We start from the raw sequence: 24,439 nt of genomic DNA, 5'->3' as shown, positions 1-24,439 counted from the left end.
TTAATTTGTGATTATCATATATTCACATCGGTAAAGTCGGATTTAAATGACAGCTGATCCTATTTCGCTAGCGCATTCTCGATTTCAGCTTTCAATTCATCTGCATCTATTTCTTTTGGATATTGATATTCTTTGTTATTGATAAAAACAGTAGGCACCATTTTCACATTCCTGCGGATGGCTTCGGCCGTTACTTTTAAGCTAATGTCCGTGTTCTCGGGCTCTTCTTGCAATTGATACTTGGTTGCTAATAAATGCTTAATTTCTTGATTATGTAATTGATCCCATTGTTCTTGGGTTTCGAATAATTCCTTTAAAATTTGTCGGACACGCGAAGGGTCCTCATAATCTAGGAACAGGTTAACTAGCGTTCCATTTAACAGCATTTCTCTCGGTTTGTCATAATGTTTAACTATGAACTCGGCTTGTCCATTATTTAAGTAGTCTTTTAACACCTCTTCCGCAATACCATAAAAAGTCGCACAGTAAGGGCAGGTTAAATTTAAAAATACTTCAACCTTTACAGGAGCGTCTTTCTGTCCAAAACTCAATTGAGTGTTCTCAATTTGACTCGTCATTTTCTCTACCCGCTTTCCGAAAAGCTTTATTTTATTAATAAACTATAATAATTCCGATCAGAATTGTCAACATTAATTGTGAGAAGATTCTTAATTCATTTTTACTGCAAACTAGATTTTATTGAATGAGATGTGCATACTACGCCTGAGAATTTGCATTCCCATGAGGAGGATATAAGAGGATGAAAAAGATAGTTTGGACAGTTATGTTATCCGTGTTTCTAATTATTCCAATTCACATGGCTGCAGCGGCAGACGGTCAATCTAGGCCTGTCAGTCCTTCGTTACTCGCGTCACTTCGTCAGGGCGGCTACATTTTATATGTTAGGCATGGAGAAGCAAACGTAGGGGAAGATCAGCCGAACCTTGTCTTTGACGATTGTTCAACGCAGCGGAATCTTTCTGAGGAAGGAAAGAGACAAGCTTTACGATTTGGAGAGTCAATAAAGAATTTACAGATTCCCGTCCAAACGCCAGTTCAAGCAAGTCCCTTCTGTCGAACAAGGCAATCGGCAGCATTAGCTTTTGGCGCAGATCGGGTTCAAGTCGATCCTTTTTGGTTCAACATTTACAAGCTAAACAACAAGGATACAACCTCTGAAGAGCAGGCAAGAACATTGGCAGATTTAGATGCTAAATTAGAGATGATTCCGTCTGCGGGCATGAATCAAGTCGTGATTGCGCATAGCTTCCCTCAAGGGGTGGGACTGGGTGAAATAGCTGATTTCGGTACTGTAATCGTAAAGCCGAGAGGGCAGGGTAAAGGTTACGAAATCGCGGGGAAATTGACGTTAGCTGATTGGACGGGTTCTCAATAACAATAATGGCCCGATTAGCTTGTGTAGACACAAGTAACGGGCCATTTTCTGATGCTGGATTATGATTCGTTTGCTTTATATGTGGAAGTGTCACCTTTGTATCCTAACGCATTTAATAAAAATTGAGTTGTATTTCGAATCGTTGTCTCTATCTCTTGTTTGCCCTCTGTTAGTACTGGCCCAAAATATACACTATTCTTATGGAATAAGAGCGTACCGATCATACACATCAACGTGTTATCAAGGGATTCAAATTGAAAAATGCCATGCTCTCTTCCAATCTGAAGGATGGTTCTTAATTTTTGCCAGAGGGGGAGATTGATATTTTGGACAAATTCCATACGCGGGGATTGTGAAAAAATCTCTCGCTGAATGATGTTCACATATTCTTTATTCTGCTGCCTAAATAAAATGACTTCTCGAATAATAAATCGAACAGATTGATCAGGGTCAGCTGTAAGATCATTCAATTCTTTCAAACGTTCGGTAGGTGACATTTGACTCATCATAGCCTGAAACAAGCCGTCTTTACCGCCAAAATAATAGGAGACAAGTGCGACATTCGCACCTGCATGCTCACAGATTTGTCTGACAGTCGTTCCATCAAAGCCCTGTTGTGAAATGAGTTCTCTAGCAGCATTCATAATACGCTGTTTAATATCTGGCTCGAGGTTAGTCGTCATGCAAATGTCTCCTTTTATACGTATAAATTATGCAGTCTGCGTATCGATAACGAGCTCTGAAGCGGGTACGCGGTTCTTCTTCAAGCTGACTACGATCACACTAACAAGGAGCGCTGTGCCAGCTACACAAGCTAGTGCACCTGCGTCGGCCAGAGGATTTGGACCGCCAAATAATATATTCATCATCCCATCTACCGCATAGGTAGCTGGCATATATTCACTCAATTGACGATAAAAGCTGGATAGGAGTTCACGAGGAATCATCGCGCCCGATGACACTAGCTGTAACGATAACATTGCGATATTAAGCAGCATGCCGGCACTGCCGAATAGGATCAAGAACATCTGGGCTACGAACATGAACGCCAGAAGGAATGTAACCTCGAATCCCCACATGGCCATAAAACCATACTGTGTCGCGCCACCAAGCAGCATCACTGCACTCGTTCCAATCAGTCCCACCACAATAGCAGAACTTACATTAATGACATTTCGTGCTGCGAACTTGTGCCATTTGCTATGCGCATTCCCAATGGCAAGTGAAGATTGATTGATATTCATGCCCATAATCATTGTCCCTACGATCGAGGCTAAAGTCAACATCATAGGGATCATCTGGTTGGACATGTCCTTCACTTTGTTCATGTACTGTACATTAGAGGCAACCTTATCCGCTAAGTTTTGTGCAATGGAATGAGCTTGCTCGGCTGGCAGACTGTTATTCATCTTCGTAATAAGAGCCTCTGTACCTGCTGCTGAAGCTTCTTTATTCACAGTAGTTGTAATGTTAGCAGCAACGCTTTGCATCATGTTCTTAATGAGTGAAGCATTCGATTCGTTAATGGTATAGTCAATAACAGCTTGCTTGCCTGCAGCCGCTAATGTCGCGGTGAATTGTTCAGGTATATGCACGACTAACTGAGCATCCCTCTGATTCAGAGCGGTCTGTGCCTCATCAATCTTAGATAGTGTCGATACTTGGAACGGCAGATTGGTTTGTAAATTGCTCGTTACTTTACTGCCCATTGCGCCATGATCCTCATTCACGACAACAATGCGAAGTTGGTCTGTATTATTGGACACCCCGCTATAGCCTGTCATCCAGATGACACTAAATAATAATTGAAAAATGATCGCTGTTCCAATTCCAACGAATGTGGTACCTTTTTTGAAAAATGCTCGTAAAGCATGAACCATGATGGATCTCTCCTTTATTTTTTATTAAACAAATGTTTTAAATGATTGTTTAATTATATAAGGAGCTGCTCAAATGTGTCAATAAAGAGCTAATCTCGTTTACTGATGAAATCTTTGTAAGAAGCAATTTTATGTTCAAGCATCTCATCAGCAGCTTTTAACGTTCTGATTTGTTTCTTTATGGAGTGTTTATGTTCTTTTAAAAGGTTTAATCGATCTAGTGTGGTATGGTCTCCTTCTAAAAATAATGCAGCATACTTTTTTATTTTTGCGATGGGCATTTGTGTTTCTTTTAACTTGATAACAAATCGCAGCCAGTTCAAATGTGAATCATTATATCGCCTGTCTCCACTGGCATCACGAACGGGAATAATAATTTTTTCCTTTTCATAATACCGTAATGTATGTGTGCTTATCCCTAAAATTTTAGCTACTTCACCAATGGTGTGCATAAGAAACCTCCGCATGGATCTTTTTTCTTGACTTAGAGTTTACTCTAATCAGTATAATCAACTCATAACCTTAATCACAACAAAAGATATTGAAAAAATTCAGGAGGTATCTATATGAAATATACGGTTATTACGGGTGCCAGTTCAGGAATTGGGTATGAAACAGCTCTTGCTTTTGCGGCTCGCGGAAAAAATTTAATCCTAGCAGCCCGTAGAACGGAAGAATTGGAAAAGTTAAAATCAAAAGTGGCTGACATTAACGCAGACCTCGATGTTATCATTCGAACCGTTGACTTATCCGTTACTGCAAATATTCATGAATTCTACGAAAGTCTTCAGGATTATCAGATCGAGACCTGGATCAACAACGCGGGGTTTGGGAACTTTGCTTCCGTTGGGGAACAAAATTTAAAGAAAATTGAGACGATGCTTCACTTGAATATTGAAGCATTAACTGTCCTGTCCTCTCTCTATGTACGTGACTATGCAGATGTTGAAGGAACGCAAATCATCAATGTTTCCTCAGGAGGAGGATATCTAATTGTTGCCGATGCTGTGACCTACTGCGCGACAAAGTTCTATGTAAGTGCCTTTACAGAAGGTCTAGCACAAGAATTGAAAGGAAAAGGAGCAGCCATGCAAGCAAAAGTCTTGGCTCCGAGTGCAACAGAGACCGAATTTGCAAAACGGTCCTATAATGTTGATCATTTTGAATATAATGGTGTTGTCCCTAAATACCATACAGCGGAGCAAATGGCCGGTTTCTTGCTCGATTTATATGACAGTAGCAAAGTTGTAGGAATTGTGAATGGTGAAACGTATGACTTCCAATTAAGAGATCCGATTTATCCATATGTGACGAGGTACAGAGAAAATGCGAACATAACAAAAAACCAATAGTTCCTTGAGGTTATTGTAACCGAGTTTGGAAATTTCGTGATGGATGGAAAAGAGGCATTTATTCATGCCTCTTTTGGTTTGTCTTGACCGACATTCACATTCTGTTTATTTCGGTTGTCTGGGATAACAAACGATACGGTTGTTCCCTCATTAGGCTTACTAACAATAGACAATCCCTGACCATATAATTGCATCAATCGCCGGTTCGTATTGGCAAAGCCGATTCCACCTTTTCCATTTATGGTTGGGCTTAGCAGCTGCAAGACCTTGTCCTGCTCTATTCCCTTGCCATTATCCATGACTTCAATTCGCGTAAATCCGTCGTGGCGAGTAATCCGAATATGAACCGTACCACCTTTATTCTGACTCAGGAGACCGTGCTTAACAGCATTTTCAATCAATGGTTGAATCGAAAGTGGAGGGATGAGCAAGTTAATGCCGGGATCAACCTCCCATACGATAGACAGCCTATCTCCGAACCGTTCTTTTTCAATATACAAGTAGGCTTTGGAAAGCTCCAGTTCATGAGAAAGCTCGACTAGTTCCCCTGTATTTAGAAAATCAAAGCTAATCCTTAAAAATGAGGCAAAAGCATCCCCCATATCTTGCATTTTTTCCGTGTCTATATCACTGAGTGCCATAATTGAATTAAGCGTGTTAAATAGAAAATGAGGATGAATCTGTGCCTGTAAATAGGCGGCCTCCATGCGCAAGCGTTCATTTATCGATTGCTTCAACGTGATCAGTGCTCGGATTCGGTATTTGAGTTCAAGAGCGTCTACAGGTTTGGTCATGTAATCATTGGCTCCTGACGAGAATCCAGTGTAGATATCAGCAGGCTGACTACGCGCAGTCAGCAGCAATACCGGAAGTTCTGATACGGAGTAATGCTCCCTTACTCTTTGCGTCAACTCGTAGCCGGACATGTGTGGCATCATGACATCGGCAATCAGAAGATCCCATCGCTCATTGCCTAGCAGCTCCAGCACCTCGAAGGCTGAAGTAGCTGTTGTTATGTTATAAGGTTCCGTCGAAAGGATCCCAACGAGCACATTTAGGTTGACGGGGTCGTCATCAACGGCAAGTATGTTCATCTTCTTGTCATCCAGAAGCGGCGGAATAAGTACGGAGGCTGCTATTTCACCCATTGCGGTGTCTGGATAAATTAATCCAGCGTGCTTCTCATCCGTTCCTTCTGTTATCTGATTGTGATGAAGATGTGGGTGTGACAGTGGGATATCCGACACGTTAGCTAACGGTAGTTCAAAACTGAATACGGAGCCCTTACCCAGTTTGGAGCGAACGGTTAATGTACCGCCGTGCAATTCTACCAACTGCTTGCATATGCTCAAACCTAGCCCGATTCCTCTTCCATCGCTTATTCCGTAAGACCCTTGTTCGTAAGGGAGAAACACTCGCGCCTGTGTCTCCTCATTCATGCCGACCCCGGTGTCGGAGATATGGATGATGGCTTGTCCATTCCGAGACTCGGCAGAAACCGAAATTGTTCCTTTTTCCGTGTATTTAAGTGCGTTATGCAATAAGTTATACAGAATTTGCACCAGTCTTTTTTCATCAGCCCATACCGGTGGCAACGACTCTGGAATATTTATTTTTAACCCGACAGGCTTGCCCTCTATCATAAATTTAAGCATCCCGATGACGCCGGGAACGATTGATTGGATTTTTAAGGGCTCCTGCTGCAGCACAATGCGGTGTTCCTTAAGTCGTGCGACATCGAGAAGATCGCCAAGCATATGAGACATACGGCGGCTTATTGTGATAAGCAGTTCCATATCTTTCAGGCTTTTCTCATTTAACTTGTCTTTCTCTTTGTCGACAACGGTCTGAGCAATATTCATAATGCCGTGCAAGGGTGTTCGCAGTTCGTGTGAAGTATTGGCTAGAAATTGGTCCTTCAGCTTGTCGGCTTCTTTTAACTGCTCGTTTAGTTTGGTATTTTCACTGGAATGTCGGAAGTATTTTTTAAACCAGTAAGTCGAGTAACCAATAATGGCTGCAAGGATATCGATGGGATAATAAACAACGGTAACCTCTCTAAGAGAATCCCATAGACTCCAGAGAAGGTTAGATATGATGCCTGCTGCGGATAGCAGCAAGAAGACAATATCTTTGTCAGAATGCCTTCTGAAGATCATGGTTCCGACTATATAAACGAACCAAATAAATGGAAATAAATAGAATAAAGAAAATAGACGTAAATCAACCGTTGCATTCACCATTGGAGCGCCCGCAACCAGTATGAATACAGAGTAAAGAATAAGCACCACGGTGTACACACGTATCCATCTGTTCTTTGGAGGAAGCAAAGAGAATCTCCTGAAAACAAGAAGTAATAGAAAAGTTTGCCACAAAAGAGAGAGCAATTTGATCTTGATCCCCCATGTATAATTGAGTGGTAACCATAACAAGAGCAAGTTATCATGACCTGCTACGACCGATACTCCGACCGCTAGTATTAACAGAACGACATCGAGGAAAGCTCGTTGACGATTAAATAAGTAGAGGATACAAGCATACATACCATGAAGCAGCAAAATAATAAATGTAACCATTTGAAACCCGATCGAGTACCAACGGACGTAGTCAATCGCTGCCTGAGAGCCGAAGCGGATGGTGTGCTGGATACCACCATAGAAAGGATCGTCGAAGTTGGCTACTCGAATAAGTAATTCAATCTCTGTCGTACCTTCTACAAAGTAGGAGTTTGTGTAAGAGATGCTCTTGGGCTTGTACCCACTACTATTTGCGGAAGGATTGCCAAAACCGCCCGTTGCCACCCCGTTAATTTCCACTGCTGACGAGGCTTGTATGCCTTTAAACCAAAATGCAACAGGCTGCTCCAGCGGATCAACTAGGATACGTAGTCGATACGTACCATATCCATACGAGAAGCCTGAGTCATTGTTTAGTGCACTGCCCCAATCTCCAGGAACCTGAATATCGCGGGATTGGTTTTCTGCCAACTGCGTATCCGGATGAGAAACGAATTTTTCAGGATAGAATTGCCACTCACCTTTTAAAGGGATGGAAGGGGAGTTATTTAAGTCCCAACCTCGCATGTCTAGTACCCCATGGTCAACATGAGGGTATTTTGAAGCGGCAAATGTTTCGGCCCAAGCCCAACGTAGTCCGAGGAGAACGCTGATAAACAAGATAATTATGGCTATATTTTTAGAAGTAGTTTTATTTTTTAGTCGCATCATACCAACAACTTCAACATAAACAGCCTATATTCCTTTGGAAATTTTAATTTTTATCAGGATGAATAAGACAGCAAGCAGTGAAAAGAGGATTCCGCTCCAGATGAGTTGATGTAGGCCCAAGTGAGAAATAAACCAACCACCAATAGAAGTCCCGATCGTAATTCCAAGATTGGAAAATGAGACAAATAAACTGTTGCCGAACTCGGGTGCTTCTTTTGCCTCTGTCGTTAGCCATGTTTGACTGACAATGAGCCCGCCGGAATGCACGGCTCCCCAAATGATTACGATAACAATCATCGGAATGAAGTAAGAACCCAGACAATAAACGAGTAAGTAGATAACCGCATATAGCAGAGGGAACATGATGACGGTCTTGGTCATGTTTTTATGCAAAAAGCTCCCGAATACAAAATTGCCAAAAATCATGATGATACCAAAGGCCATCAATAGGATGCTAATCCAGGACCCGTTCATATGCGTGATCTGTCCCAGATAATCAGCAAAGTAGCTGTACACAGAAAACATCGCTGCAAAGATAAAAATAACGGTCACGATATTTAACCACAATTGGGGTTTGCGCAAGATACCAAGCTGCTTGCCATAAGACATTTTTTCTTTAACAGGCAAGGAAGGAAGCCAAGCCAGTATCCCAACAAAGGCAATTAAGCTTACAAGAGCTCCAAATAGGAAAGCGGCTTCTAACGAAATTTTGTCAGCGAGATAGGAAGTCAAGGGTACACCAAAGGCAAACCCGACTGTGATCCCAGCAAAAACCTTCGTGACGGCTTTGCTGCTTTTTTCCGGAGGGACAAGTTTGGCTGCGGTGACGAGAGCAACCGAAAAAAAGACGGGATGAAATAGAGCGGGGAGAATACGGAAGATAAACATCACTTCAAATTGGGTTGTATATGCATAAACCATATTTGAGATCGCAAACATAAGCACAGCGGTTAATAGAACGATTTTACGATTAATACCCGAGGTGAGTAATGTCAGGAATGGACCTGAAATGGCAACCACTAAGGCAAATATACTTACAAGCCATCCGGCCTGTGAAGTTGATATATGAAATTTTTGAGTGATCTGGGGGAGAACACCGATAATACCCATTTCCGTTGTAATAATGCTGAATACGCCTAAAGCTAGAATAATAATTAGAAAAGGGTTAACCTTTTTCATGTTCATTGTAAGCCTCCAATTATATTTATATATACAGAAATCTAGATATGAATTACCAAAAAAAGACCTCCTCTCTTATCTATAGTTTCTGTTGGATAAACGTGTAAAATTCCTGTATGGTCTTTTCGTTCCGACGATAGTATGTCCACTTGCCAATTCGCTCAGATTCCAACAAACCAGCTTTTTGCATGGTCAGCAAATAACTTGAGATCACAGACTGTGCAAGTCCCGCTTTAGCTTGAATATCCCCCACGCATACACCAATTCGAAAATTGAGACCTTGTTGTAAATAGGGCTTTTCATCAAAAAATTGTTCGGGATTCTTTAACCACAGCATAATTTGACTACGGGTTTGGTTAGACAAAGCTTTATATATCAATAAAGGTTCCATAAAGGTTATTATATCTACTTTTATAGATTTGTAAATATAATAAAAACGATTCATCCTCTTGCCCATGCTCCTTCCTTACTGAATTTGGAGGAGAACGACCCTATTTAGCGAATATTTATACATAAAGGTTGTCCGTCAGATCATTGTGAAAAAAGGGGTGCATGAGTTGATTATAAAATGGACGCAATACTGCTTATCGCATAAAGGGGTGCAAGAAGATTACCCATTCGGTCCAGAGCCATTAGTTATGAAAGTTGGTGGAAAGATGTTCGCCATATTAGCGGAAAGAGAGGGCGGTGTTCATATCTCCCTTAAATGTGAGCCAGAGATGGCAGATTTGCTGCGTATGCAGTATGCCTCCGTTACACCGGGTTACCATCTCAATAAGCGGCATTGGAATACGGTTAAGGCGGATGGCGATGTGCCGGAGGAAGAATTGAAATCCATGATCGATCATTCGTATCGTCTTGTTGTAAAAGGATTGACCAAAGCGGAGCGGGAGAAGTTAGCATAGGCGCCTATAGAGGTGCCTTTTTTATTGCTTGTGGAAACTGTAGAAAGCGCATTCATTTTGTATTGGAATGAAGCAGATTAGAAGGTATAATAAGGTTAACTATAATGGGAATAAATGGATAAATGTAGGTCGAATCGATTTTATAGGGGGATATGACCATGGCTCAAAGATGGCTAATTTTTGCTATTCTGGTGACAGGACTCACTCATTTAGCTACGCTTTCTCTGGATAGCACCGCGCTTCACTGGGTTTTCAAGCTGCTGCCCATGCTGTTCATTATTGTACTCGCACTTCGTTCTGAGCCTGCAGATCGTTCGCGCAAGTATAAAGCATTAGTTGTTATTGGACTTGTGTTTAGCATTTTGGGCGATGCGTTCCTATTAAACGTAGGGGACCGTTGGTTTATGCTCGGATTATTATCCTTTATGGTGGGTCACCTATTCTATATTGCAGCTATGCTCACAAGGTGGCGAATTTCAATTATAACGATGTTAGGTATCGTTCCGATTGGAATCTATTCATGGTTTGTTGGTTCGAAGTTGTACGATGGTATCATGAGCGGTGAAGGGCAGAGTGGCTTGTGGTTACCGGTCGTGATCTATTTGAGCATCATTTCCGTCATGTGCTGGTCAGCGCTTTTGAGTCGCAATGGGCATGCAGTCATGGGTGCGCTTTTGTTCGTTGCATCAGACTCGATCTTGGCATGGAATAAATTCGTCGGAGCTGTGCCGGCTTCTGGTCTTTGGATCATGTTGACTTATTTCGCCGCACAGCTCCTGATCGCGGGGAGCATATCTAGTGTATTTACTAACAAGAGACTATCGAAGAAGCGCATCGTACAGCAGAGCGAACTGATCTGAACGAGGCCGCTGAAAAAGTCCATCTAATATTAAAAAGGTACAGTTCCTCAATTTTTTGAGGAGGCTGTGCCTTTTTTTTCGATATAATTAAAGTACTTATAAAAAAATTGAACCATTTTTCATGATGGAGCCAATAAAGGGTGTATATACAGTTTGGAGGGCCCCCCAGATGAATGATCAGGAATTGAGTTTATGGATAGATCGACTGATTGAAGGAGATCAGGCGGCATTTGAGGTCATATACGATTTAACGAAGAAGAAAGTGTATGGCACGGTGACGATGCTGATTCGCAATAAGGAAGATGTCAATGACATTGTGAACGAAGTTTATTGCCAGATGTTCAGATCGCTCCCGACCTTTGACCGCTCGCGTCCCTTTATGTATTGGGTGAATGGAATCGTCATGAATCAAATTAGCAGTTGGCGCAGGCAAGTGTGGCGGAGGTTCCGCTTATTGCAAAAGCATGACATGAATCAAGAGCATCGTCCTCCGGAGCTTCCGGATGAGTTGCTGATCCAAAGCGAGGTACAGCAGAAATTGCTGAATTTTATAGGCAAGCTGCCTTATAAATTGCGTGTTGTAGTCTTATACAAGTATTACTACGACTACAGCAACGACGAAATCGCTGAGTTGCTTCGTATACCCGTCGGCACAGTCAAGTCACGAAATAGTCTGGCGCTGAAGCAAATTCGACAAAGATTCGGTACTCATCTGGTGCAGGAGGTTGTTTTAAAAAATGTCTAAACCAAATTTAAACGAAGCATTGACGAAATATGTCGAGGAGATTCAAATTCCGAATGAGCTGGATCAACGGATTCGGCAAAACTTTAAACAATTTCACGCCCAAAAGGAGAATACTCAAATGAAATTTAAGAAAAAAATATTAGCTTTCAGCATAGCAGCTGCTGTTCTGATCCCGACAGGTGCATACGCGCTTAACAACTCTTACTTTAGCCAAAACAAAGAGAATCTGAACGAACTGGTGAACGACCAAGTCAAACAAGCAGCAGCGGATGGACTCACTGTTCCGATCGATTACAAAATTACAGATCAGGGTATAACATTTCATTTCAAAGAGGTGTATGTAGTAGATTCCAAAGTACTTGTGCATTACCAAGTTGAAAAATCAGATGGAACGTTAGTACCGTATGAATTTGATACCCAAGGTTTGACTATGCGTACTGACGGCAAGGAAAATGGAAAGCAGACCACGAGTCCTACCTATAACGTACCTGGTCAGGAGGGCTTTAATGTATTGAACTTTTTCGGTACTGCAAACGCTGATAATCTGCCATTCTACCTTACGGACTCCAAAGGTAACAAACTAAATACAGGGATCGCCGACCAAGGTAAGCCAGAGGGGTTGATCGCGTTCGTGACGGATGGTAAAAAGCTGCCGCAAGAGATGGTGCTGCAAGTCAATGTGAATCGCATCGGCGGAACGAAGGGAAGCTGGAAAGGCCAACTTCCAATTAACCAACCGAAGGCATCAACTCCTGGCGCCAAGTAATCCGTGCATAAAATTCCTATGAAAAACGTGGACACCTCAGGGTTTCCACGTTTTTTTGTCGCGAATTAATCAAGTTTCTGATAAAGCACATCCAAAGCATGGTCCATTTCCTCTAGATCTTGATCGGAAGCGTCCTTGATGCGTTGCAAAAAATTGCCTTCGATTTGTTCGAATGCTTTGTCCATCATGGTTTGTCCTGCTGTGGAAAGGCAGATATATTGCTTGCGTCGATCTTCGGCAGCATCCAATTTTTCAAGTAGGTTTTTCTCGCTTAGTTTTTTTAATTCACGGCTCGTGTTTGGCATGGATATATGTAGACATTCACTAATTTGGCTAAGGGTAATGGGCTGACTGGTCGCAATGTATTCAAGTATGCTATATTGAACGGCTGTAATACCATCAGGTTTCACATCTTTGGTCATATCATTGACTACCTGATGCATAGAAGCAGTAAACTGGACAAATTTTTGAAATAAAGCATGTTTATTCACGTGTTAACCCCCCTCTTGCTTGTTATCGTATCAAAATTATTATCATAAAACAATTATCATTATATAATTATCATTTGACAATAAAATAGGTGAATATTATAATCTTGTTATCAAATGATAAGTAATGGAGTGATACGATGAATTTGTTAATTATTTATACACATCCTAATCATCAGAGCCTGAACTATGCATTTTTGCAAAAAGTCATTGAAGGCAGCAGCGAGAACCCTCATATTGAAGAGATTCAGGTATTGGATTTGTATGAAGAAGAGTTTAACCCCATTTTGACATTTAATAAAACAAAACGCAGACGTGACATGTACATAGACCCTCAACTAGAAAAGTATCGTGAACAAATAAAATGGGCGGATAAAATCGTTTTTGTATATCCGATCTGGTGGGGGCGGCCTCCTGCTATGCTTTTGGGCTTTATCGATCAAATGTTTGCTTCTGGATTCGCGTATAAAGATAAGGGTGGGCTATTTCCAGAAGGACTTTTGAAGGGACGCTCCGTTGTTTGTGTTTCAACGATGAAAGGACCGACCCATTATCTGTTATACTGGTTGTACAATGTACATCAAGTATTAATGAAAAAAGCTGTATTTCAATATGTGGGTATAAGAAACGTGAAGTTTTTCGAGTTTGGGAACATGGAGAATCCGAATGGGAAGCATGCAAAGAAATTAAATCGAATTTATCAATATTTCAAGAAGATTCAGACTTAGGAGTGGGAGATGGATGAAGCGCACCACGATTTTAATTGCGGATGATGAAGCTGAGATTGCGGACTTGGTTGCTTTGCATTTAGAAAAAGAGGGCTACCATCTGATCAAAGTATCGGATGGCAAAGAAGCTATTCATGCGATTCAATCGCAATCGATTGATTTGGCGATATTAGATATCATGATGCCCAAGCTAGATGGTCATGAAGTGACCCGTCAAATTCGAGAGCAATATCATATGCCGATTATTTTTTTAAGTGCTAAATCATCTGACTTGGATAAGATAACGGGGCTTGTGATGGGGGCGGACGATTACATGACCAAGCCGTTTAACCCTATGGAGTTGGTCGCTCGGGTAAATGCACAGCTGCGGCGATCCATGCGGCTTAATCAACCCTCAATGGAAAACAAGTCTGTATTGGAGACGGGAGGATTGACCATTGATCCGGATCAACGGACCGTCATGTTATATGGTCAACAGATCGAGTTAACGCCAAAAGAGTTTGATATTTTATATCTTTTAGCGGCTCATGCTAAGAAAGTCTTTAGTGCGGAAAACATTTTCCAACAAGTGTGGGGGGAAGCCTACTATGAGAGTGGAAATACGGTCATGGTACATATCCGCACGTTACGAAAAAAATTGGGTGAAGATAACAATAAAAATAAATTAATCAAAACCGTCTGGGGGGTGGGATATACATTCAATGGCTAGATTGATGCGAAGCTTTCGATCAAAAATGATCGTATTATTAGGGTTAAGTATGCTGTTGTCGGGTAGTGTCACCTTCTTGCTCTATAAAGTTCTTCAACTGTACTATGTAGGCGTCCGGTTTGAAGATCCGTTAGCTAAGGTTCGCTATTGGATAAATGATTTTGGTGATTTTAACTTCTTCTTGATCATTTTCATTCCGCTTGCGATTTTGTTTTTCTTTTTCCTTACGAAGCCTTATGCAGCTTATTTTAATGAAATATCGACGGGTATTCATCGGCTTGCCAATGGCGATTTTGAAAGCCGCATTCAAATTAAATCCAATGACGAGTTTAAGGACATTGCGGAAGACATCAATATGGCAAGTGAAAAGCTGCAAAGGGCGGTTGAAAGAGGCGATTTTGCAGAAAGCAGTAAGGATCAATTAATCTTAAATTTAGCGCACGATTTGCGAACGCCGCTGACTTCTGTTCTAGGTTATTTAGATTTTATTCTTCAGGATGATCAATTGACTCCGGAACAAATTAAGCATTATACGACCATTGCTTTTACCAAGTCGCAGCGCCTAGAGAAGCTCATTGATGAACTATTTGAAATCACTAGAATGAACTACGGAATGCTTACCATTGAAAAAAAACAAATCGATCTTAGTGAACTTCTCATCCAATTAAATGAAGAATTATATCCGGTTTTTGAGAAAAATCACTTGGTAGCTAGATTGAATATCACTCCACACTCGGGTATTTCGGGAGATGGGGAGTTGTTGGCGCGTGTATTTGAGAATCTCCTGACGAATGCTATCCGCTATGGAAAAGACGGCCAGTTTGTAGATATCAATTGCCATCTAGATGCAGGTGATGTGGTGGTTCAAGTCATCAATTATGGGGATTGCATTCCTGAGGAAGAGTTACCCCATCTCTTTGATATGTTTTATACCGGGGATCAAGCTCGAACGCATCAGGGTGGGAGTACGGGCCTTGGTTTGTTTATTGCGAAAAATATTGTGGAGCAACATCGGTATGATTTCTGTCCAAAGCAGTTTGATTCGTACGTTATTTGAAGTGCGTTTACCACATGATTTAAAAATTTAAGAAAAATTTTAAGTTTGCACCACTTCTTTTTAAAAAGTTTTCCTTATCCTGAATGCATGTAAGGTTAAGGAGGACACTAACAATGAAGAAGTGGTTTTTTTTGCTTGTCGTTCTATTTTTGGTACTAGGCTATCAAGCTTTTCAACTGCAACAGAAAATCGAAAACAAGGGTCAAGGTAAAGAAGACTACACCACTATAGAGAAATCTTCCCAAAGTAATGATCGAACGATAAAAGTGGAAAAAGATCAAATTTACGAAGGAAATCTAATACTGGTTAATAAGAACTTTCCTGTACATCAAGCGGGTATTAAATCGGATGTGGTCGATCTGATCCATAATAAGAATTTGTTAACTGGGTATGGTTTGCTGGATAACTCGATAAAGTTGTCTAAAAGTGTGGCACAAGTCTTTTCAACGATGATTCAGGATGCCGGAAAAGAAGGGGTTAATCACTTTTTAATAAGCAGTGGTTACCGAGACAGCAAAGAGCAAAGTAAGCTTTATCAAACAATGGGTGCTGATTATGCGATGCCAGCGGGTTACAGCGAACATAACGTAGGTTTATCCCTTGATATTGGATCTTCCCAAAAGAAAATGAGCCAAGCGCCTGAAGGAAAGTGGCTGACAAAAAATGCTTGGACCTATGGTTTTATTTTACGCTATCCCGAAGATAAAACGGACATAACGGGCATTCAGCATGAGCCCTGGCATTTTCGCTACGTGGGATTGCCACATAGCATGATCATGCGGCAAAAGAATTTATCTTTGGAAGAATATTTGGATTTCCTGAAAGAACAAAAGACCATCTCGAGTACGGTTGGGGGCAAGAAATACGAAATCGCTTATCACCGGATTACCAGTAACACGACAATTCAGGTGCCGAGCAAGGGTCAGATCGAGATTTCGGGCAACAATATGGACGGTGTTATTGTGACAGTCGCTCTATGATATATGTAAATTATGGTATTCTTATTACACCTCGTACAAAGGCGAATGCTACCTTTCATGCGAGGTGTCTTTTATTTATTCCAGATGTTTTTGTGGCTATAATAAACATACATCTAAGCTTAGATGAAGCGTCTAATTATGTGTAGGAGATGAAGATCATATGTCTAAATCGATAGTAGAAAAACTAAATTTACATAAATATGAACAAGTCGCTGTTTTGAGTGAACCTGAAGGAAGCGATTATTTGGTAGAGCTTAATGGTTATGATACGGCGCTTAAGGATCGTGGTGCGTATGATCTTATATTTGCTTTTGTACTAGATATGGATTCACTGAAGTCTCTTGTGAATGGAGTGATTGAACAACATCATCTGAAGCCTAATGGTTACCTCTTTGCGGCTTATCCGAAAAAAGGAAACAAAGTTTATCCTACATTTATTCATCGTGATGAGTTGCTAGAGGGGCTAGGTAGCGACGAGAATGGATACATCGGGACAAGCAGTATTAAATTTGCTCGAATGGTCGGTTTGGATGATGTCTTTACGGTTGTTGGCCTTAAAGAGGACGCGAAGGCGAAAGCAAAGCTAGACAAACCTTCGTCCAAACCGAGTCAATGTGTAGATGATTACATCGAGTTAATTCCAAGTGTGGAACAGGATTTGGCGGATACGCCAGAGCTGCTGGCTATTTATCAATCCCTGACCCCTGGGTATCGCAAAGACTGGGCACGTTATGTGTATAGTGCCAAGCAAGAAGCGACCAAAGCCAGTCGCCGCGAGGAAATGAGGATGATTCTCCAAGCGGGTTATAAGAGCCGAGAACTTTATCGCAAGGATCAAGCCTAACTCATACATAATTTCCCTGCATACATTCTTTCAAAAGTCGTTAAAATAACACCTAATGGTGTTATAATATAAAGTAACACCTTTTCGTGTTATAATAATATTTTTGGAGGTATCGTGATGCAGCAACAAGGGACATTACCAGAAATTCGTCAAACCATTCTACTAAACGCATCGATTGATAAAGTATGGAAAGCCGTATCCACAGCAGAAGGGATTGCGTGCTGGTGGATGCCAAGTACGTTTGAAGCTATTTTGGGAAAAGAGTTCATTCTTCATGCAGGACCATTCGGCGATTCGCCTTGTAAAATAACAGAACTCGACCCTCCGAATCGTGTTGGGTTTGATTGGGGTAAGGACTGGCACCTGACATTTGAATTGAAGCAGATCGCTGATAAAACCGAGTTCACGCTGATTCACTCCGGTTGGGATGCTGAGAAAGTGACAGAGTTCGGTCAACCTCATTCCGTTGTTCGCGGCATGATGGATGGCGGATGGGTGAAGATTGTGAATGAAAGCCTATCCGCTTATATCGAGGCATAGTCTTGGAGCACGATGTATTTCAAGCCATCGCTGACCCGACTCGTCGGAAGCTGCTTGAACTGCTTGCTGATCAAGAGCTGTCGATCGCAGCGATGACGCAGCATTTTTCAATAAGCCGAACGGCAATTAATAAGCATCTGGCTGTACTTGCAGAAGCAGGGCTTGTTAGAAGTACGAAGGTCGGACGGGAAACGAGGTACAGATTGGTGCCAGAACCGCTTGCCAAGATGAAGGATTGGGTATCCTTTTTCGAACAATATTGGTCCAAGCATCTGATTGCGCTTAAAGATTTGGTGGAGTCTGATACCGAAATATAAATAAAGGAAGCCGAGTGTCATGTTCGCATGATCTCGGCTTTTTTGTCGTATGAACTAACAAATTATAGAAAAATGTCACATGACAAAGTGATGACAATACTCACTAGGAGAGGGATTGCATGATTGATAGGATGAGAAATAGGTCTTTATAAAAGTCGTATGACAATGGAAGGGAAGTAGAGGATGAAACATACAGTAAACAGTTTACGTATTCTTGGAACGATGTTGGTGTTTGTATTGCTGCTCAGTGCATGTGTGGGGAGGAATGTTAGTGAAGTGACATTTTATATGACGGGCACCCTTGCTCCTAAGGAGAAGATATTTGTTCGCTATGCGGATGGCATTGAAGCTAATGATTCGGGTAATCAGAAAAGTGGCGAAATTAAGATAAAAACCGATCCTAATCGGGTCATTGTTGGCGCTTATGTAAGTGATGGCACTGTGAGTTGGGTTCCTTCTTATTATGGTTTCAACTCTAGCAGTTCGGTGACTGTAGATTTAAACCAGTCGAATCCCAAGCCTTCTAAACCTGCAGCGAAAGCGCAATTTGTAAAATCGGAAGTAGTCAAATTTAATGATCTTTCCGGAACCCCCACACCATTTGTACGTGCAACATATAAGCTAAATGACGCAAGTGGACAAGCGGTAGCTGATGGTACAGATGTAAGTATTGGGGTACCTAATAACGTTACTCTTTATGATAATGATTCTAAATCGTCAATCAATTATGAGCAGCGTCTTGTTAATGGAGGATATGCATACTATACAAAAAATGGTGTAGTTCAATTTGATATCAAGTTGGACAAGCCAGAAGACTTATCCCAAGTACCCGTTAAGTTGTATTCAGGAACAACGGAAATCTATGATTCAACGAAGGCTTATGAATTCTCTACTACCCTTTCCTTATTAGAAATATCAGCTGGTGAATTAAGTCCTGCGTTTAGCCCAAGTACGACATCGTATACGGTGAAGGTTCCAAGCTCTGTAGTACAGATCGCTGTAAAGGCTGAAGCATTAGATAAGACATCTCAGGTTAAAGTGAATGGACAAGCATACTCGTCAGGTAAGGATACGATTGATGTACCTCTGAATGAAGGAAGTAATACGATTACAGTTCAAGTGATCCCACAACTTGGAGACGCCAAACCCTATACAATTACGGTAAATCGTAAAGCGCCATTAAGCACGGATGCGACACTAAGCGGACTTACACTCTCCAGCGGTAAGTTAAGCCCTGATTTTGCAGCTAACAAGACTGAATACACAGCAAGTGTTGCGAATGCCGTCTCCAGTGTGCAGGTTACTGCAACTGCGACAGACGATCATGCAAAACTTACAATCGGTGGGAAATCAGAAGCAAGTGGTAAACCAAGTACTAGTATAGTGCTCAAAGAAGGTAGTAACACGCTTCCGGTAATCGTGACAGCAGAAGATGGTAAAACAACGAAGTCCTATACGATCATTGTAACGCGTGCTGCGGCTTCAAGCGGTGGCAATAATGGAAACAATAACGATGGCGGCTCATCAGGTGGTTCATCTGGCGGGGGGATTTCTAACCCTGCACCAACGACACCAACACCATCTCCATCAACAACTAGTGGTCAAATAGTGATCCCAGCAGGAAAAGCAGGGCAACTTGTAATTGGCGATGCATTAATAGTTATCATTCCAGAAGGTGCAGCAGCTCAATCCCTGCAAATTACAGTCGATCAACTCAAAGACACGTCAAGTTTGACTAAACAAGGTGAAGTGCTTGCCAGTTCTGTGTTTGAGCTATTGAAAAACCGCATTGAAAATTTTAAAAAGCTTGTCCAAATCACGATGAAATTTAATCCATCTTTGATCCAAGAGAAACAGCGCGCAGGACTTTTCTATTACGATGAAACAGCTAAGAAGTCGATTGAAATTACAGGTGCGCAGGTGAAAGGTAATATGATCACGGGGGAAGTGGATCATTTTACAAAATTCGCTGTACTCGTCGTTAATCAAGAAATCAAGGTAGAAGAGGGGACTATTTTCTCCGACATCACTGGACACTGGGCAGAAGACAAGATCAAACAAGCTGTGCAGCAAGGTATAGTGAAGGGCTATGCCGATGGTTCATTCCAGCCGGATGGTATCGTTACACGCCAAGATTTCGCAGTTATGCTGATGAATGCGTTAAAGCCTAAAGGTCTAGGTGCACAATTAAACTTTGCAGATGCTCAGAACATTGGAGAGTGGGCGAAGAAAGCAGTCGCACAATCTGTTGAAGCAGGTATTGTAACCGGCTATAGTGACGGTAACTTCCTTCCTAACAAGGAAATCTCGCGGATGGAGCTGGCTGTTATGATTGCTAGGGCATATGGTATTCATGTCGATAACAGTTCTGTTGTTCCAACAAACTTTGCTGATGACGACGACATTGAATCATGGGCGAGAGGTGCAGTAGCCGCAATTCAACAAGCAGCAATTATCAAGGGTCGTGATGGCAACAAGTTCGAGCCAAGTGGTACGACAACGAGAGCGGAAGCGATCACGATTATTATGAATTTGATGCAGCAATTGAGCAAATAGCAGCATGACGAGGTAGGAGGACACCCTTGGATAGGGTGTTCTTTTTTTGCACATAAAAAGTAGGCTGCTTATTTTCCAAAATATAGTTGACAGACCGACGGTCGGTATTATATGATCAAACCATCAACAGACCGACGGTCGGTACTGATCGAAACCGATGCATAGAAAGTAGGAAATGACATGGAGCAAGTTAATTCAAGTTTTCAGATTATTCTAGATACAACAGAAGCGTTAATTCGTGAGAAGGGCTGTAGACAAACGACTTTGCAAGATATTATCAGCCGAACAGGTTTATCAAAAGGCGCCATTTATCATTATGTAACAGGGAAAGATGAGCTTTTGGGTCTAGTATTGAAGGCGCAGATCGAACAAATGAATACGAAGTTCCATGAAGTGGTTATGAGTCCGAAATCACAAGGCTTAGAAAATCCCTTACAGCTCATAGCAGCCGGGATGATGCAAACGACACATCATGAAGATGTGACGAATAAAATTTTTATTTATTTGCTGAGCCAGATGGATAATCCCAAAGTGTCGGACATCATGAAAGGCGTTTTCCAATATACATTGAACACATGCGCGCAGTGGATTGAAATCGGACAGCAAAGTGGTTTGATTCCAGCGACAGTAGAAAAGGAGAAAACAGCGGAAAGTCTTCTCACGTTCATGTATGGATTACGGGTGCAAAATATGATCCGACAAGAGTCGAGCGGCATGAATATGAAGGATTTGATGAACTTTATGTTCCGTTCTTTAACTAATCATTGAGGAGAGATTTAGTTATGTCAAAACGTCAATATGTTGTCTTTACTCTACTTATTAACGGTATTATTCCTTGGGTGCTTTATGTCTGGCTTTCTGAATATATGTCGGGCATTGCGGCACTTTCCATTGCTACTACCGTTCCATTAATCGATAATTTGGTTCACTTGATCAAGCATCGCAAGTTTGATGCCTTCGGCTCCTTAATGCTGTTCACTTTTATTTTTACATTAGCTCTCGTTGCACTTGGTGGGAGTGAAAAAGTATTGCTTATCCGCGAGTCGATGATTACTGGGGCGGTGGGATTGATATTCTTAGTGTCCTTGTTATTTCAGCAACCGATTATGTTCCATCTAGCTAAACGTTTTATTGGCAATCCGGATTTTGCTGGCAATTGGAAGTATGCGTACTTCCGCTATGTCATGAGACTCATGACGTTGGTATGGGGTATTATCTTGTTCCTAGAAGCAGCTGTCCGTACGTTTATGGTATTTCAGCTAACAACGGCACAATTCCTTGCTCTCTCGAATTTAGTTTTATACGGATTTATTGGAGCGGCGATCGCTTGGACGGTCATCTTCAGAAAGCATTCGGCAAGAAGATTAGATGAAATTAAGCGGAATGCGTAGATAATGGGGGGCAGTTATGATGGAATTGACCATTATGAGATTGGAAAGCAAAGATAAGAAAGGGATCATGTCGTTATTTCGAACGGTAACGAAGCATTTACAAAGCCAAGGTAATTATCAATGGGATCGATTTTACCCCAATGGCATTATCATAGGAAGGGATCTGCGAGAGCGGAATCTTTTTGGAATAAAAATGGATAATCAAATTGTCGGCGTGGTTGTCTTAGATACGAAGCAAAGTGACCGTTACGGTTCATTGCCTTGGAGTGAAAGAGAAGGAAAATCTGCTTGTATTCATCGGCTGGCTGTACATCCTGACTATCAAGGTCAAGGCATAGGCAAGCAATTGCTGCAATTCGCTGAAAATCTGGCGCTGCAGCAAGGAAATAGCGATATTCGCTTGGATGTTTATACGGGTAATGCTGGTGCATTAAGTATGTATAAGCGAGCTGGATATCAGCAAGTTGGCGAGATCAAGTTTCCTTTTCGACAAGTGCCTTATAGATGCTTTGAAAAAATTTTGTAGAGGGGATTAGCTACATGCGTAAAACAAGGACGTTCGCGGTTTTCTTGTTCGCTTTCTTAATCGTTGCGTATGCACTCATTCAATACGGATTCTATGATCCGAAACTGGCCGGATTGGTTAATTTTAAGTTAAAAAGTCCGAATTTTCAAATTACACCGTGGGTTTACTTTCTATACGTGCATATTGTAACGGGATCTTTAGCCCTGCTGATTGGTCCTTTTCAAATCTTTCGTAAGCAGCGCAATCAGAAATCTCAACACATACACAGAGGACTAGGGAAGTTATATGTGGTCTGTATTGGAATAAGCAGTCTAATTGGCATTTATCTGTCATGGTCTGCAAGTGGGGGATGGGTGGCAAGATCGGGTTTCTTTATAATGGATTTGCTGTGGATGTATACGACATTTATGGCTATTGCGAAGATTATGAGGAACCATATAACGGCTCATCGTAATTGGATGCTGCGCAGTTATGCGATTACGTTCGCAGCAGTTACATTAAGATTGTATCAAATGCCATTGATGATGTTATTCGGGGAATTTGAGACTGCTTACCAAGTAACCGCTTGGTTGTGCTGGTTGCCTAATTTGCTAGTTATTGAGTTAATCATACGTAGAAGAATGGTAAGAGCAGGGGCCAAATTGTGATGAGTAGTACGGGTGTTCTGGTTTGTCTCTTAGAGGAGACTATGCTATCATACAACCCTATAAGGAACTTCTGATAGGATTAACAACTAACGAATAGAGGGAATGAAAAATTATGCTGCCGAATTGCCCGAAATGTAATTCCGAATATACGTATGAGAATGGAAACCTGCTTGTATGCCCGGAGTGTGGCCATGAATGGATGGCAGGGACTGAAGCGGATAACGGCGGAGACGACAAGGTTGTCAGAGATTCCAACGGAAACGTCTTGAACGATGGCGATACGGTCACTGTGATCAAGGACTTGAAAGTAAAGGGAAGCTCATCCACTTTAAAAATCGGTACCAAAGTCAAAAACATTCGCCTCGTCGATGGCGATCATGATATTGATTGTAAAATTGATGGTTTTGGCGCAATGAAGTTGAAATCGGAATTTGTGAAAAAGGTTTAATCCAGATACAAGACCCCTTAGGGGTCTATTTTTATAGATAAAACTTATGTATTCTTCAAATAGAATATTCATTTACATGAATAAATGAAGGTGATATATTATGGTTATGAATGTAATGATGCATGCTTTAGCTGAACCCAACCGTCTTCGTATCGTTGAGCTGCTGCGTGAAAAACCTTATTCCGTTGGGGAGATTGCTGAGAAATTAGGACTTAGGCAGCCCCAGACCTCCAAGCATTTGCAAGTTCTCTGTGAAGCCGGCATTGTACAGGTACAACCGGTAGCCAATCAGCGAATATATAAGCTTTGCCCACAACCATTTGAAGAAATGGATGTATGGTTAGCCTCATTCAGGCGGTTATGGGAGGAGCGATTTGACCGATTGGAACAGTATTTACAACAATTGCATAATAGCGGGCAGGACAACGATACGACATAGTCGCTCCATTTTCAAATAAAAGGAGGATAATAGGATGAATGCAAAAGTAACGGAATATATTGAGCAAATTGATGCACAGTGGCAAGTTGAAATTTGTAATCAAATTCGTGAGGCGATCCATCAGGCAGTACCAGCTGTCGAAGAACAAGTGAAATATAAGCAAGCTTATTACACCGTGAATGGGAAGCAGCTTTGCGTATTTTTCCCGGCAAAGGGCTGGATTAACGTGACGATCTTTCATGCGGAATCGCTAGAAGCACCACAAGGCTTTTTTGAACCCTCTGACAAACCAGAACGCAAAGCGATCAAAATTCGCGAAGGTACGGAGTTTGATTACAGCTTGCTAGAGAAGCTGTTACGTGAAGTTGCTTAGCCAATAATAGAGGTAGTTCTTGAAAAAATATCATATTGTTCATAAAATAACGCCTTTGTGCGTTATTTTTCATACAACAACATTGA

At 41.5% G+C, this 24,439-nt stretch carries 28 protein-coding genes and 1 pseudogene; 21 read left to right on the top strand and 8 right to left on the bottom strand.

Features of this window, described 5'->3' with window-relative positions; genetic code table 11:
- Positions 1–59 precede the first annotated feature (59 nt).
- Complete coding sequence (locus ACSBOP_RS20835) at positions 60–578, bottom strand: thioredoxin domain-containing protein (RefSeq protein WP_442602393.1); 519 nt, start codon at positions 576–578, stop codon at positions 60–62.
- A gap of 182 nt (positions 579–760) precedes the next feature.
- Between ACSBOP_RS20835 and ACSBOP_RS20830 the strand changes: the two genes are divergently transcribed.
- Positions 761–1,396: a histidine phosphatase family protein gene (locus ACSBOP_RS20830; protein ID WP_442602392.1), complete on the top strand. Its 636-nt coding sequence runs from the start codon at positions 761–763 to the stop codon at positions 1,394–1,396.
- A gap of 59 nt (positions 1,397–1,455) precedes the next feature.
- Here the strand turns inward: ACSBOP_RS20830 and ACSBOP_RS20825 are convergent, their stop codons facing one another.
- The 3 genes from ACSBOP_RS20825 to ACSBOP_RS20815 all read right to left on the bottom strand — a co-directional run bounded on the left by ACSBOP_RS20825 (position 1,456) and on the right by ACSBOP_RS20815 (position 3,728).
- On the bottom strand, positions 1,456–2,079 hold the full coding sequence (locus ACSBOP_RS20825) for a TetR family transcriptional regulator (protein WP_442602391.1): 624 nt from the start codon (positions 2,077–2,079) through the stop codon (positions 1,456–1,458).
- 27 nt (positions 2,080–2,106) lie between these two features.
- Entirely contained in the window at positions 2,107–3,276 is a 1,170-nt protein-coding gene (locus tag ACSBOP_RS20820; RefSeq protein ID WP_442602390.1) for a YhgE/Pip domain-containing protein, read from the bottom strand.
- A gap of 89 nt (positions 3,277–3,365) precedes the next feature.
- The gene (locus ACSBOP_RS20815) at positions 3,366–3,728 is read right to left on the bottom strand and encodes a MerR family transcriptional regulator (RefSeq protein ID WP_442602389.1); all 363 of its coding nucleotides are present in this window, start codon (positions 3,726–3,728) and stop codon (positions 3,366–3,368) included.
- 114 nt (positions 3,729–3,842) lie between these two features.
- On the opposite strand from ACSBOP_RS20815, the gene ACSBOP_RS20810 reads away from it, so the two are divergent.
- Positions 3,843–4,628 (top strand): SDR family NAD(P)-dependent oxidoreductase, encoded by a 786-nt coding sequence (locus tag ACSBOP_RS20810; protein ID WP_442602388.1) that lies wholly within the window; start codon positions 3,843–3,845, stop codon positions 4,626–4,628.
- Positions 4,629–4,690: 62 nt separating this feature from the next.
- On the opposite strand, the gene ACSBOP_RS20805 is transcribed toward ACSBOP_RS20810, so the two are convergent.
- From ACSBOP_RS20805 to ACSBOP_RS20795, 3 genes are all read right to left on the bottom strand, one after another.
- Positions 4,691–7,855, bottom strand: a complete 3,165-nt coding sequence (locus ACSBOP_RS20805) for an ATP-binding protein (protein WP_442602387.1) — start codon at positions 7,853–7,855, stop codon at positions 4,691–4,693.
- Positions 7,856–7,879: 24 nt separating this feature from the next.
- Positions 7,880–9,034 carry an MFS transporter gene (locus ACSBOP_RS20800; protein ID WP_442604550.1) on the bottom strand — a complete coding sequence of 385 codons (1,155 nt, stop codon included), beginning with the start codon at positions 9,032–9,034 and terminating at the stop codon, positions 7,880–7,882.
- 79 nt (positions 9,035–9,113) lie between these two features.
- The gene (locus tag ACSBOP_RS20795; RefSeq protein ID WP_442604549.1) at positions 9,114–9,425 is read right to left on the bottom strand and encodes an ArsR/SmtB family transcription factor; all 312 of its coding nucleotides are present in this window, start codon (positions 9,423–9,425) and stop codon (positions 9,114–9,116) included.
- A gap of 247 nt (positions 9,426–9,672) precedes the next feature.
- Between ACSBOP_RS20795 and ACSBOP_RS20790 the strand changes: the two genes are divergently transcribed.
- The 4 genes from ACSBOP_RS20790 (at position 9,673) to ACSBOP_RS20775 (ending at position 12,310) form a co-directional block, all read left to right on the top strand.
- Positions 9,673–9,939, top strand: a complete 267-nt coding sequence (locus ACSBOP_RS20790; RefSeq protein ID WP_442604548.1) for an MmcQ/YjbR family DNA-binding protein — start codon at positions 9,673–9,675, stop codon at positions 9,937–9,939.
- A gap of 158 nt (positions 9,940–10,097) precedes the next feature.
- Positions 10,098–10,799 (top strand): lysoplasmalogenase, encoded by a 702-nt coding sequence (locus ACSBOP_RS20785; protein WP_442602386.1) that lies wholly within the window; start codon positions 10,098–10,100, stop codon positions 10,797–10,799.
- A gap of 169 nt (positions 10,800–10,968) precedes the next feature.
- Positions 10,969–11,544, top strand: a complete 576-nt coding sequence (locus ACSBOP_RS20780; protein WP_442602385.1) for a sigma-70 family RNA polymerase sigma factor — start codon at positions 10,969–10,971, stop codon at positions 11,542–11,544.
- Positions 11,537–12,310: a DUF4179 domain-containing protein gene (locus ACSBOP_RS20775; RefSeq protein WP_442602384.1), complete on the top strand. Its 774-nt coding sequence runs from the start codon at positions 11,537–11,539 to the stop codon at positions 12,308–12,310. Before ACSBOP_RS20780 ends, ACSBOP_RS20775 begins: the two co-directional genes overlap by 8 nt.
- Before the next feature lie 65 nt (positions 12,311–12,375).
- Here ACSBOP_RS20775 and ACSBOP_RS20770 read toward each other — a convergent pair whose 3' ends face one another.
- The gene (locus tag ACSBOP_RS20770) at positions 12,376–12,801 is read right to left on the bottom strand and encodes a MarR family winged helix-turn-helix transcriptional regulator (RefSeq protein WP_442602383.1); all 426 of its coding nucleotides are present in this window, start codon (positions 12,799–12,801) and stop codon (positions 12,376–12,378) included.
- 137 nt (positions 12,802–12,938) lie between these two features.
- Here ACSBOP_RS20770 and ACSBOP_RS20765 point away from each other — a divergent pair, with 137 nt between their 5' ends.
- The 15 genes and pseudogenes from ACSBOP_RS20765 to ACSBOP_RS20695 all read left to right on the top strand — a co-directional run bounded on the left by ACSBOP_RS20765 (position 12,939) and on the right by ACSBOP_RS20695 (position 24,353).
- Positions 12,939–13,526 (top strand): NAD(P)H-dependent oxidoreductase, encoded by a 588-nt coding sequence (locus tag ACSBOP_RS20765; RefSeq protein ID WP_442602382.1) that lies wholly within the window; start codon positions 12,939–12,941, stop codon positions 13,524–13,526.
- A 13-nt stretch (positions 13,527–13,539) separates the two neighbouring features.
- Positions 13,540–14,235, top strand: coding sequence for a response regulator transcription factor (locus ACSBOP_RS20760; protein WP_442602381.1), 696 nt, complete (start codon positions 13,540–13,542; stop codon positions 14,233–14,235).
- Positions 14,228–15,323, top strand: a pseudogene (locus tag ACSBOP_RS20755) (ATP-binding protein). The gene ACSBOP_RS20760 and the pseudogene ACSBOP_RS20755 overlap by 8 nt, the downstream one beginning before the upstream one ends.
- 82 nt (positions 15,324–15,405) lie before the next feature.
- Positions 15,406–16,272 carry a M15 family metallopeptidase gene (locus ACSBOP_RS20750; RefSeq protein WP_442602380.1) on the top strand — a complete coding sequence of 289 codons (867 nt, stop codon included), beginning with the start codon at positions 15,406–15,408 and terminating at the stop codon, positions 16,270–16,272.
- Positions 16,273–16,432: 160 nt separating this feature from the next.
- Positions 16,433–17,116, top strand: coding sequence for a YdeI/OmpD-associated family protein (locus tag ACSBOP_RS20745; RefSeq protein ID WP_442602379.1), 684 nt, complete (start codon positions 16,433–16,435; stop codon positions 17,114–17,116).
- Between the two features lie 117 nt (positions 17,117–17,233).
- The gene (locus tag ACSBOP_RS20740; RefSeq protein WP_442602378.1) at positions 17,234–17,656 is read left to right on the top strand and encodes an SRPBCC family protein; all 423 of its coding nucleotides are present in this window, start codon (positions 17,234–17,236) and stop codon (positions 17,654–17,656) included.
- A 2-nt stretch (positions 17,657–17,658) separates the two neighbouring features.
- Complete coding sequence (locus ACSBOP_RS20735; protein ID WP_442602377.1) at positions 17,659–17,973, top strand: ArsR/SmtB family transcription factor; 315 nt, start codon at positions 17,659–17,661, stop codon at positions 17,971–17,973.
- Positions 17,974–18,156: 183 nt separating this feature from the next.
- The gene (locus tag ACSBOP_RS20730) at positions 18,157–20,529 is read left to right on the top strand and encodes an S-layer homology domain-containing protein (RefSeq protein WP_442602376.1); all 2,373 of its coding nucleotides are present in this window, start codon (positions 18,157–18,159) and stop codon (positions 20,527–20,529) included.
- Between the two features lie 180 nt (positions 20,530–20,709).
- A complete protein-coding gene (locus tag ACSBOP_RS20725; RefSeq protein WP_442602375.1) occupies positions 20,710–21,297 on the top strand; it encodes a TetR/AcrR family transcriptional regulator in 588 nt (195 codons plus the stop codon).
- 14 nt (positions 21,298–21,311) lie between these two features.
- Positions 21,312–21,920 carry a VC0807 family protein gene (locus ACSBOP_RS20720; RefSeq protein ID WP_442602374.1) on the top strand — a complete coding sequence of 203 codons (609 nt, stop codon included), beginning with the start codon at positions 21,312–21,314 and terminating at the stop codon, positions 21,918–21,920.
- Between the two features lie 16 nt (positions 21,921–21,936).
- The gene (locus ACSBOP_RS20715; RefSeq protein WP_442602373.1) at positions 21,937–22,446 is read left to right on the top strand and encodes a GNAT family N-acetyltransferase; all 510 of its coding nucleotides are present in this window, start codon (positions 21,937–21,939) and stop codon (positions 22,444–22,446) included.
- A gap of 14 nt (positions 22,447–22,460) precedes the next feature.
- Positions 22,461–23,093, top strand: a complete 633-nt coding sequence (locus ACSBOP_RS20710; protein WP_442602372.1) for a DUF2306 domain-containing protein — start codon at positions 22,461–22,463, stop codon at positions 23,091–23,093.
- Between the two features lie 112 nt (positions 23,094–23,205).
- Positions 23,206–23,541 carry a zinc ribbon domain-containing protein YjdM gene (locus tag ACSBOP_RS20705; protein WP_442602371.1) on the top strand — a complete coding sequence of 112 codons (336 nt, stop codon included), beginning with the start codon at positions 23,206–23,208 and terminating at the stop codon, positions 23,539–23,541.
- 100 nt (positions 23,542–23,641) lie between these two features.
- Positions 23,642–23,980: an ArsR/SmtB family transcription factor gene (locus ACSBOP_RS20700; protein WP_442602370.1), complete on the top strand. Its 339-nt coding sequence runs from the start codon at positions 23,642–23,644 to the stop codon at positions 23,978–23,980.
- A 34-nt stretch (positions 23,981–24,014) separates the two neighbouring features.
- Positions 24,015–24,353, top strand: a complete 339-nt coding sequence (locus ACSBOP_RS20695; protein ID WP_442602369.1) for a DUF1801 domain-containing protein — start codon at positions 24,015–24,017, stop codon at positions 24,351–24,353.
- Positions 24,354–24,439 lie beyond the last annotated feature (86 nt).

The sequence above is a fragment of the Paenibacillus sp. KN14-4R genome (genome assembly GCF_052180255.1).
Taxonomy (GTDB): domain Bacteria; phylum Bacillota; class Bacilli; order Paenibacillales; family NBRC-103111; genus Paenibacillus_AM.
This window is presented reverse-complemented; position numbering and strand designations above follow the sequence as displayed.